We start from the raw sequence: 10,376 nt of genomic DNA on the forward strand, positions 1-10,376 counted from the left end.
CTGCCGTCGTCGGTCGGCGCATCGATGCGCTGGAAGAGCGCCTGGGCGTCAAGCTGCTGCTGCGCACCACGCGCCGCATCAGCCTGACCCACGAGGGCAGCGCCTTCCTCGAAGACGCGCAGCGCATCCTCGCCGACCTGGCCAACGCCGAATCCGAGGTCAGCGCCGGTGGCTTGCAGGCGCGTGGGCACCTGCGCATCACCGCGCCGGCGGGTTTCGGGCGGCGGCACGTGGCGCCCCTGGTGCCGCGCTTCGTGGCCGACCACCCGGGCCTGACCGTCTCGCTTGATTTGTCCGACCGCCTGGTCGATCTGGTGCACGAGGGCTTCGACTGCGCCGTGCGCGTGGGCGAGATGCCCGACTCCAGCCTGGTCAGCGTGCGCCTGGCCGACAACCGCCGCCTGTGCGTGGCCAGCCCGGCCTACCTGGCCGCGCGCGGCCGCCCTCAGCGCCCCGCAGACATCGCCCGCCACGAGTGCCTGACCTTGAGCTCCGAGGCCAGCCAGACACGTGGCTGGGCCTTCACCGTCGAAGGTCAGCTCACCCATGTGCGGCCCACCTCGCGCTTCGATTGTTCCGACGGCCAGGTGCTGCACGCCTGGTGCCTGGCGGGCCTGGGCCTGGCCTGGCGCTCGTGGTGGGAGGTCGAGGCCGATGTGCGCACCGGCCAGCTCGTGACCGTGCTCGACGAGTTCGCCGCGCCGCCCACCGGCATCTACGCGGTCTTCGCGCAGCGCAAGCACCGGCCGCTGCGGCTGAGCCTGTGGGTCGATTTCCTGCAGGCCACGTACCGCGAGCCCGGCTACTGGAAGCAGGCCGTCGCGCTGGCCGCGTGATCAGGCATGATCGCGCCATGACCGAAGCCCTGCTCGCCTACGCCCACTTCGTTGCCATCCTCAGCGTGGTGGTCTTCATCACCAGCGAGGCCGCGCTGTGCCGTCCCGAATGGATGAACGCCGCCGTCGTGCGCCGCCTGGCCCGGGTGGACCTCATCTACCTGGTGGCCGCCATCGCCGTGCTGGCCACGGGCCTGGCGCGCACCTACTGGGGCGTCAAGGGCATGGGCTGGTACTGGGGCCAGCCTTTGTTGCATGCCAAGGTGACGCTGTTCGCGCTCATCGGGCTGATGTCGCTCAAGCCAACGTTTGCGTTCATCCGCTGGAAGCGCCAGCTCAACGCGACCGGCGCTTTGCCGGATGAAGCCGAGGTGCGCGGCATCCGCCGCTGGATCATGGCCCAGGCCCACCTGCTGCTGGTGCTGCCGTTGCTGGGGGCGTTTTTGGCGCGGGGCATCTGGGTGCGCTGAGGGGTGCACTGAGGGGTGCACTGAGCGCGCGCTGCATCCAGCCTCATCGCCCACAAAAAACCCGGCTCAGGGCCGGGCTTCGGGTGGGCGGGAGCGCGTGCGATGTCAGCCCGCCACCGCTTCCTTCTCGCACTTTTTCATGAAGCTGTTCTTGGCGGCACCGGCCAGCGGCTTGCCGTTCTTGTCCAGCGCCTTGGCCGAGCAGGCCGCGCCGGTCGTTTCCTTGACGCACTTCTTGACGAAGCTGCTTTTGGCGGCGCCGGCCAGGGCCTTGCCGTTCTTGTCGACGGCCTTGGCCTCGCACTCGGGGTTGGCGTGGGCCAGGCCGGCCATCAAGGCCAGGGAGAGGGTGGCGATCAGTGCACGCATGTCTTCACTCCATCGAAAGGTGTCTGTTGTGGGTGGATCAGGTGTCTTGGGGCACCTGACCCATTGTGAACGCCCCACCCACCGCTGTCGATGACACACCGCAACGCATGCCGCCAAGGCGGCTTGGCGGGCGACCGACCCCGCGCTCACGATCATAGGGATAGGAGTTGGGGCGGCGCGCCTCTTAAGCTGCGCAACCGATTCACCAACGCAGAGGAGCCGCCGTCATGTCCATGCCTGTCTGTCCTGCATTGGTTCGTCGTCCCGCCTTTGATCCCAAGCGCCTGCCAGGCGCAACGGTGCTGGCGGCATGCCTGGCCCTGGCCCTGCCGATGGCCGCCCAGGCCGCGCCCGTCCAATGGGCCACAGGGCAGGTCCTCATCGACTTCGACCCCGACACCTTTGTCTTCCAGAGCGACACCACCTACAACGGCCTGATGGACATCTCGCCCGATGCGATGGGCTACGCTCAGTCGGGGCAGGGCGTTGTCATCAACCTGGGCGGCCTCGTTGCGGCCTACGCCAGCAGCTACCCCTATTTCAGTGAGGATTCACGCTCGGCGTCCTTCAGTGCCTTGTTCAATTTCACGGCCGAAGCGGGCTACGTGATCAACGGCTACACGATCAAGTACACCGGGGGTTATTTCACCGAGTCACCTGGCAACGTGGGCCTGAACGCACAGTCTGGCGCCATCACAACCGGCGGCAACTTCGGTGGCGACAGCTTTTCGATCGAGACCTACCAGGCCGGGGCCGCCGCGCCTCAGCTTTCGGGCAACCTGAGCGCCTGGGGCGGGGTCGATTACATCGAGGTCCTCGATCGCTACGAGCAGGTCTACTCGCACGACGAGCAGGTGCTCGACTACTGCGAAACCGAAGAGCCTTTCACTTGTTACTACACCTATGTGCCGGTCTACATCGAGCAACCGGTCTACCGGTACGAGACCGACCTGGGTGAGGCTCAGATCTTCCTGAGCAGCATCGAGATCCACCCCACGGTCGTGGCCGTGCCCGAGCCGGGCACCACCGCGATGACGCTGGCCGGTCTGATGGGATTGGGTTGGTGGGCTGCGCGCCGTCGCCGGACAGCCTGAGCCCGATCGGTCACAGCGAGGTCACATGATCCGCCGTGGGTGCGCCAGCGCCTCGTGCGCCGCATGCAGCCGCCGCACCAGCACCCGGATGAACGACTCATCGAAGAGGTGCCGGCTGGCCGGGCTCAGCGACTGCATGGCCTCCGGCGTGAACGAGATCGTGGTCGCGGGCTCCGTCACCACCACGTCGGTGCTGTGCTTTCGCAGCTCCGGGCTGGGCGCCAGGTAGGCCATCTCGCCCACCGAGGTGCCCGCGCCCAGCAGCGCCACGCGCTTGTTGTTGCGATACACCTCCACGCTGCCTTGCGCAATGATGTGAAAGGTCTTGCCCTCTTCGCCGCGTCGGTACAGCGCATGGCCGAACGGGAAGCGCTGCCACCGCGCGCGGTGCACCACCTCCCACAACTCCACGTCGCCAAAGTTCGAGAAGAAGTCGAGCGTGCGCAGCAGGTTGAAGCGCTCCGAGTCCAGCACGCCCTGCACATGGCCGCGTGGCACCTGGTGCTCCGACACCAGGCTCGAGAGCGCCTGCGCGAACTCGTCCCAGTTGGCATAGCGGTCGTTGGGTGACTTGGCCAGCGCGCGCAGCACCACCTGATCGACCGCCGGGTGCACGCCCGAGCGCAGCGTCGACAGCGGCGTCGGCTCCTGGTTGTAGATCAGGTTCATCAGCGCGGGTTGCGAGGGGGCGTCGAATGGCGGGCGTCCCGCGATGAGGTGGTACAGCACCGCCCCCAGCGCGTACATGTCGGCGCGCGCGTCGAGCGTGTGGCCATCGAGCTGCTCGGGCGCCATGTAGGCCAGCGAGCCCACCTGGTGCACCTGGGTCGAGTCGGCCGTCATGTTGAGCACGCTGCCGAAGTCGGTGATCTTGACGTCGGTGACCAGCCCCTGCGCATTGGTCAGCGCCAGGATGTTGGCCGGCTTGACGTCGCGGTGGATCAGGCCCTGTCGGTACACATAGCCCAGCGCCATCGCGCACTTGAAGCCGATTTCCACGATCAGCTCCAGCGGCAGCAGGCTGTCGGGGCGGCAGAAGCTGCGCAACGTCGTGCCTGGCACGTACTCCATCACCACGTAGGGCGAGGACGGGTCGGCCACGGCGTCGTAGATCTGCACGACATTGGGGTGCTGCAAGCGCCCGACCAGGGCAGCTTCGGCGGCGAAAAAGCGCGCGTAGACCGGGCCATCCACCGCGTCACCCAGCACGGACGAGCGCACGCGCTTGATCGCGACGTCGCGGTCGTGGAAGTCGTCCCGGCACAGGAAGACTTCGCTGGTGGCGCCTTCGCCCAGCCGTTTGATCACCCGGTACTTGCCGACGGTGCCGGCAGCCAGGTCGATGTCGATGCCTGTCATGGTCTTGTGCTCATCCTGTGGGGCATCTTGTCACGTTCGACCCTGCTTGCGTCAGCCAAAAAGCCTGCTGCCAACTGTGCATTTCTTCTCGCTTGACCCGGGTCAGCCCCGCGCGACGCGGGTTCTGGCGCCGCCTCGTAGAATCCCGCCCATGATCCAAGCCAAGCGTGACCTCCTTTCGGCCCTGGGCCAGGCCCTGTCGCAAGTCCTTTCGCAGGTGGCCCCAGACGCCGCCACCCCGCCAGCGCCCGTGTTCGAGGCGCCCAAGCAGGCCGCCCATGGCGACCTCGCCGTCACGGCCGCCATGCAGCTGGCCAAGCCCCTCAAAAAGAACCCTCGCGAGCTGGCCGCCGCCCTGGTCGCCGCGCTCGAAGCCCAGCCTGCCGTGCAGCAATGGGTGCAGTTGCCCATCGAAATCGCCGGCCCGGGTTTCATCAACCTGCGCCTCAAGCCCGAAGCCAAGCAAAGCACCATCACCGACGTGCTGACCGCTGGCGACCAGTTTGGCTGGCAGCCCGCCACCGGCAAGAAGGTGCTCGTCGAATTCGTCTCGGCCAACCCCACCGGCCCGCTGCACGTGGGCCACGGCCGCCAGGGCGCCCTGGGCGACGCGCTGTGCAACCTGTTCGTGACGCAGGGCCAGCAGGTCACGCGCGAGTTCTATTACAACGACGCCGGCGTGCAGATCGACACGCTCACCCACAGCACGCACCTGCGCATCCAGGGCTTCAAGCCGGGCGACGACTGCTGGCCGACCGATCCGGAGAACCCGGAGAGCAAGAAGTTCTACAACGGCGACTACATCGCCGACATCGCTGCCGACTTCCTGGCCAAGAAGACCGTCAAGGCCGACGACCGCGAGTTCACCGCCAGCGGTGACGCAAACGACCTCGACGGCATCCGCCAGTTCGCAGTGGCCTACCTGCGCCACGAGCAGGACCTGGACCTCAAGGCCTTCGGCGTGCGCTTCGACAACTACTACCTCGAGTCCAGCCTCTACACCTCGGGCCGGGTCGAGGCGGCGGTGCAAAAGCTCAAAGACGCCGGCAAGACCTTCGAAGAAGGCGGTGCCCTGTGGCTGCGCAGCACCGACTACGGTGACGACAAGGACCGCGTCATGCGCAAGTCCGATGGCGGCTACACCTACTTCGTGCCCGACGTGGCTTATCACATCGCCAAGTGGGAGCGCGGCTTCGAGCAGGTCGTCAACATCCAGGGCTCCGATCACCACGGCACCATCGCCCGCGTGCGCGCCGGCCTGCAAGCCGCCGGCGTCGGCATCCCCCAGGGCTGGCCCGACTACGTCCTGCACAAAATGGTCACCGTGATGCGCAACGGCGAGGAGGTCAAGATCTCCAAGCGCGCCGGCTCCTACGTCACCCTGCGCGACTTGATCGAGTGGACCAGCAAGGACGCGGTGCGCTTCTTCCTGATCAGCCGCAAGGCCGACACCGAATTCGTCTTCGACGTCGACCTCGCACTCAAGACCAACGACGAGAACCCGGTGTTCTACGTCCAGTACGCCCATGCCCGCATGAGCAAGGTGATGCGCGACTGGGCCGCCGAGCGCGGTGGTGACCTGGCCGGTCTGTCCCAGGCCCAGCTGACCCTGCTGACCGCTCCCAGCGAACTCACCCTGATGAGCAAGCTGGCCGAGTACCCCGACATGCTCACCCAGGCTGCTGCTGGCCTGGCCCCGCACGACGTCGCCTTCTACCTGCGCGACCTGGCCGGGGCCTTCCACAGCTACTACGCTGCGGAACGATTCCTGGTGGATGATGTCGAACTGACCCGCGTCCGCGTCGCGCTGCTGGCCGCCACCGCCCAGGTGCTGCGCAGTGGCCTGGCCCTCCTGGGCGTGAGCGCGCCGGACAAGATGTGAAAAACACCAAGGACTTGACCTGATGAAATCCCAACGCGGCGGCTTTTTCCTGGGCGTCATCGTCGGCATGCTGATCGGGCTGGCCATCGCCCTGGGCGTGGCGCTCTACATCACCAAGGTGCCCCTGCCCTTCATCGACAAGGTGCCCCAGCGCACGGCCGAGCAAGACGCGGCCGAGGCCGAGAAGAACAAGAACTGGGACCCCAACAGCCCGCTCTACGGCAAGAACCCCGCCAAGCCCAAGCCCGTGCAGGTGGAGCCGTCGGCCCCCGCAGCCTCAGCTGGTGGCGAGGCCCCGGTGGTCGAGGTGCCTGTCGTGGCGCCCCCTGTCACGGCCCCGGCCGCGTCGACAGCGCCTGCCGCTTCGGCCGCCACGCCGTCTGCCAAGGCATCCGCCAGTGCGCCCGCGCGCAACCCGGCCGCCATCCTCTCGGGCGAGCCTGTGTCCACCGGCGCCACGTCCGACGCGTTGAGCTACCAGGTGCAGGCCGGTGCCTACGCCAGCCAGGCCGAGGCCGAGCAGCAAAAAGCCAAGCTGGCCATGATGGGTCTGGAAGCCCGCGTCGCCGAGCGCGAGGTCAACGGCCGCACCATGTACCGCGTGCGCCTGGGGCCTTACTCGGCCAAGGAGCAGGCCGACGAGGTCCGCGTCAAGCTGCAAGGCGCTGGCATCGACTCCGCCCTGGTGCGCATCCAGAAGTGACCGCGAATTGACCGATTACCCGAAAGGACTGTCCTGATGAACCGCCGCGAATTCTCGATGCAAGCCGCCTCGGCCCTGGGCCTTGGCCTGGCTGGCGCTCCGCTCATGGCTTCGGCCCAGGGTGGCCCGGTCGAGGGGCAGAACTACACGCGCCTGGCCCAGGCCGCGCCCGTGTCGGCCCCGGCGGGCAAGGTCGAAGTCGTCGAATTCTTCTGGTACGGCTGCCCTCATTGCTACCACTTCGAGCCCTCGCTGGCCGCGTGGGTTGCGCGGCTGCCATCTCACGTGGCCTTCCGCCGCGTGCCCTGGGCCTACCGCGAGAACCCCTTCGGTGTGCACCAGCGCCTGTTCTATGCCCTCGAGGCCATGGGCCTGGTGGGCTCGCTGCATGAAAAGGTGTTCAACGCCATGCACCAGCCAGGTGGGGCATTGCAGGGCGCCACGGCCAACCTGGATCAGATCGGCGCCTTCCTGGCCACGCAAGGGGTCGACAAGGACAAGTTCCGCTCGGTCTACGAATCGTTCGCGGTGCAGACCAAGGTCCGACAGGCTCGCTCGCTGGCCGAGGCTTACCGCATCGACGGCGTGCCCACCGTGGGCATTGGCGGCCAATTCACCACCTCGGTGTCCCTCAACGGCAACGCCTCGCGCACCCTGGCCACGGTCGACTTCCTGATCGATCGCCTGCGCAAGGGCTGATCCTCGCGCCCGGTGCGCCGCCATGGCGCACCAACTGTGACCAAATGCCCCGCCGCCGCACTGTGTGTTGTGTGAAACAGGGGCGTGGGCACGACGCCATGGGCTAGAATCAAGCAAAATTCATGCCGAAGGCGTCACACATGCTCACATCCGCTTCCGTCACCGCGCTCGCGCGCCCGCTTGCTCGCGCCCTGGCTGCGTCGCTGGTGGTCGCTGGCGTGGTCTCGGCGCCGGTGGCCCAGGCTGAGAAGGCCGACCGCACCCAGCCGCTGCATTTTGCGGCAGACAGTGCCCGCGTCGAAGAAGGTCAGCGCTTGAACGTGCTCACCGGCAACGTCGACATCACCAAGGGCACCATGGCCATTCGCGCTGACCGGGTCGAAATCCGGCAGACCCCGGATGGCGCGCAGTCGGCCACTGCCACGGGCGGGCAGGGCGGGCGCAGTTACTTCAAACAAAAGCGTGATGGCGTCGAAGAACTGATCGAAGGCGAAGCCGAGAAGATCTTCTACGACGGCCGGGACGACACGGTGCATTTCACCGGCCGCGCGGTCATGCGTCGCATCGTGGCCGGCGTGGCCTCCGATGAGGTCAATGGGCAGGCGATTCGCTACGACAACAAGACCGGCGTCTACCAGGTGATGGGTGGCGGCCCCTTGGGCGGCGCCTCCACCGGGCGGGTGCGTGGGGTGATTTCTCCGCGGGGTGGCGCCAATGGTGCTGCCGCGCCGTCGCCCACCCCGGCCAGCTCCGCCGCGCCCACGGCCCCGGCCGCACCAGCAGGCGGCCGCTGACATGACGTCCACACCCGCTGTCGCCAGCGCGGCAACCTCGGTCAGCCGCTTGCAGGCCCAGAGCCTGAAAAAGCGCTACGGCGCGCGCACCGTCGTGCAGGACGTGCACGTGGCTGTCTCGGCCGGCGAGGTCGTCGGCCTGCTCGGCCCCAATGGCGCGGGCAAGACCACCAGCTTCTACATGATCGTGGGCCTGGTGCGCGCCGACGCCGGCGCCATCGAGATCGACGGCCAGCGCATCGAGCGCCTGCCCATGCACGAGCGCTCGCGCATGGGCCTGAGCTACCTGCCGCAAGAGGCCTCCATCTTTCGCCAGCTCAACGTCGAGGACAACATCCGCGCCGTGCTCGAGCTGCAACTCGATGAACAAGGCAAGCGCCTCAAGCCCGCCGTCATCGAAGAGCGCCTGACAGCCCTGCTCAAAGACCTCAGCATCGAGAAGCTGCGCACCAGCCCATCGATGGCGCTCTCCGGTGGCGAGCGCCGCCGCGTCGAGATCGCCCGCGCCCTGGCCACGCAGCCGCGCTTCATCCTGCTCGACGAGCCTTTCGCCGGGGTCGATCCGATCGCCGTCATCGAGATCCAGCGCATCATCAGCTTCCTCAAGGCCCGCGGCATCGGGGTGCTCATCACCGACCACAACGTGCGCGAGACGCTGGGCATCTGCGACCGCGCCTACATCATCAGCGAGGGCCGGGTGCTGGCCGAAGGCCGCCCTGCCGACATCATCGAAAACGCCGACGTCCGCAAGGTCTACCTCGGCGAGCACTTCCGCATGTGAGGCGCCGGAGCATTCCATGAAGCCCTCCTTGCAGTTCCGGCTTTCGCAGCACATGGCGTTGACGCCACAGCTGCAGCAGTCCATCCGATTGCTGCAGCTGTCGACGCTCGAGCTCAACCAGGAAATCGAGCAGATGCTCGAACAGAACCCCTTCCTGGAGCCCGAGGACGACCTGCCCGCGCTCGACCTGGCTGCCGCTGCTGAATACGAGCGTCAGCGCAACGACCGCAACAACACCGAAGAGACCGCCTCCACCGCGTCCGAGTCCGACGCCGGCTCGTCCGATGGCGAAGCCGCCGGCATCGACAACGCCGACCTCGGCACCACCGAGCGCGACGACTGGGAAAACGGCACCGAGCGCGACGACTTCGACGGCATCAGCGAAGCGCCTTCGCGCAACAACGACGCCGACGACGACTTCGACCCGATGTCGCGCAACAGCGCCGGCATCAGCCTGCAGGATCACCTCAAGCAGCAACTGCTGGGCATGCGCCTGGGTGCCGAAGACATGGCCGCCGTCGAGGTGCTGATCGAGTCGCTCAATGAAGACGGCTACCTGGCCGACTCGCTCGAAGAAATCGCCGACAGCCTGCTACCTGAAGAAGCCGACGAAGACACCCGCGACGAGGTCCTCTCGCGCCTGAAATGTGCCCTGGGCTGGCTGCAGCACATGGAGCCCGTCGGTGTCGGTGCGGCCAACCTGAACGACTGCCTGGTGCTGCAGCTGCGCACGCAGTCGCCCGGCCGCATCCGTGACATCGCCATCGACATCTGCCAGCACCACCTCGAGCTGCTCGCCCGCCGCGACACCAAGAAGCTCATGGCCGCCACCGGCGCCAGCGAAGGCGAGGTCAAGCAGGCGCAGGGCCTCATCGTTCAGCTCGAACCCAAGCCGGGCCGCGCCTTCACGCGCGCCGAAGCCAACATCATCATCCCCGACGTCATCATCCAGAAGTCGGGCCGGGGCTGGAAGGTCGTGCTCAACCCCGACGTGATGCCCAAGCTGCGCATCAACGACTTGTATGCGCAAGCCCTGCGTGCCTCGCGCTCACCACGCGGCACGGCGGCCAGCGAAAGCCACACGGCGCTGAGCTCGCGCCTGCAAGAGGCCCGCTGGTTCGTCAAGAACATCCAGCAGCGCTTCGACACCATCCTGCGTGTCTCCCAAGCCATCGTCGACCGCCAGAAGAACTTCTTCACCCATGGCGAGATCGCGATGAAGCCGTTGGTGCTGCGCGAGATCGCCGACGAGCTCGGCCTGCACGAGTCCACCATCTCGCGCGTGACCACGGCCAAGTACATGAACACGCCCTTCGGCACCTTCGAGCTGAAGTACTTCTTCGGCTCGTCGCTCAACACCGAGGCGGGGGGCAACGCGTCGAGCACCGC

11 protein-coding genes are annotated in these 10,376 nt (G+C 67.1%); 9 read left to right on the forward strand and 2 right to left on the reverse strand.

Annotation, left to right across the window (positions count from 1 at the left end):
* Both B2W70_RS08980 and B2W70_RS08985 read left to right on the forward strand, forming a co-directional pair.
* Positions 1 to 836, forward strand: an 836-nt coding sequence (locus B2W70_RS08980) for a LysR family transcriptional regulator (protein ID WP_286744970.1), incomplete at its 5' end; no start/stop codon positions are given.
* Positions 837 to 853: 17 nt separating this feature from the next.
* The gene (locus tag B2W70_RS08985) at positions 854 to 1,306 is read left to right on the forward strand and encodes a DUF2214 family protein (RefSeq protein ID WP_058087376.1); all 453 of its coding nucleotides are present in this window, start codon (positions 854 to 856) and stop codon (positions 1,304 to 1,306) included.
* Between the two features lie 105 nt (positions 1,307 to 1,411).
* Here the strand turns inward: B2W70_RS08985 and B2W70_RS08990 are convergent, their stop codons facing one another.
* The gene (locus B2W70_RS08990; RefSeq protein ID WP_058087375.1) at positions 1,412 to 1,675 is read right to left on the reverse strand and encodes a hypothetical protein; all 264 of its coding nucleotides are present in this window, start codon (positions 1,673 to 1,675) and stop codon (positions 1,412 to 1,414) included.
* Positions 1,676 to 1,902: 227 nt separating this feature from the next.
* On the opposite strand from B2W70_RS08990, the gene B2W70_RS08995 reads away from it, so the two are divergent.
* Positions 1,903 to 2,769: a PEP-CTERM sorting domain-containing protein gene (locus B2W70_RS08995; RefSeq protein ID WP_083505952.1), complete on the forward strand. Its 867-nt coding sequence runs from the start codon at positions 1,903 to 1,905 to the stop codon at positions 2,767 to 2,769.
* 21 nt (positions 2,770 to 2,790) lie between these two features.
* Here the strand turns inward: B2W70_RS08995 and B2W70_RS09000 are convergent, their stop codons facing one another.
* Positions 2,791 to 4,128, reverse strand: coding sequence for a serine/threonine-protein kinase (locus tag B2W70_RS09000; RefSeq protein ID WP_286744974.1), 1,338 nt, complete (start codon positions 4,126 to 4,128; stop codon positions 2,791 to 2,793).
* A gap of 151 nt (positions 4,129 to 4,279) precedes the next feature.
* On the opposite strand from B2W70_RS09000, the gene argS reads away from it, so the two are divergent.
* The 6 genes from argS to rpoN form a co-directional block, all read left to right on the forward strand.
* Positions 4,280 to 6,010, forward strand: coding sequence for an arginine--tRNA ligase (gene argS / locus B2W70_RS09005; protein ID WP_286744977.1), 1,731 nt, complete (start codon positions 4,280 to 4,282; stop codon positions 6,008 to 6,010).
* Between the two features lie 22 nt (positions 6,011 to 6,032).
* Complete coding sequence (locus tag B2W70_RS09010; RefSeq protein ID WP_286744979.1) at positions 6,033 to 6,713, forward strand: SPOR domain-containing protein; 681 nt, start codon at positions 6,033 to 6,035, stop codon at positions 6,711 to 6,713.
* A 36-nt stretch (positions 6,714 to 6,749) separates the two neighbouring features.
* Entirely contained in the window at positions 6,750 to 7,412 is a 663-nt protein-coding gene (locus B2W70_RS09015; protein ID WP_058087370.1) for a thiol:disulfide interchange protein DsbA/DsbL, read from the forward strand.
* A 140-nt stretch (positions 7,413 to 7,552) separates the two neighbouring features.
* Positions 7,553 to 8,206 carry a lipopolysaccharide transport periplasmic protein LptA gene (gene lptA / locus B2W70_RS09020; protein WP_286744983.1) on the forward strand — a complete coding sequence of 218 codons (654 nt, stop codon included), beginning with the start codon at positions 7,553 to 7,555 and terminating at the stop codon, positions 8,204 to 8,206.
* A gap of 1 nt (position 8,207) precedes the next feature.
* Positions 8,208 to 8,987 carry an LPS export ABC transporter ATP-binding protein gene (lptB, locus tag B2W70_RS09025; RefSeq protein WP_286744985.1) on the forward strand — a complete coding sequence of 260 codons (780 nt, stop codon included), beginning with the start codon at positions 8,208 to 8,210 and terminating at the stop codon, positions 8,985 to 8,987.
* A gap of 16 nt (positions 8,988 to 9,003) precedes the next feature.
* A partial coding sequence (gene rpoN / locus B2W70_RS09030; RefSeq protein ID WP_286744988.1) for an RNA polymerase factor sigma-54 occupies positions 9,004 to 10,376 on the forward strand: 1,373 nt, incomplete at its 3' end.

Source organism: Aquabacterium sp. UBA2148 (assembly GCF_002328915.1).
Lineage (GTDB): Bacteria > Pseudomonadota > Gammaproteobacteria > Burkholderiales > Burkholderiaceae_C > Aquabacterium > Aquabacterium parvum.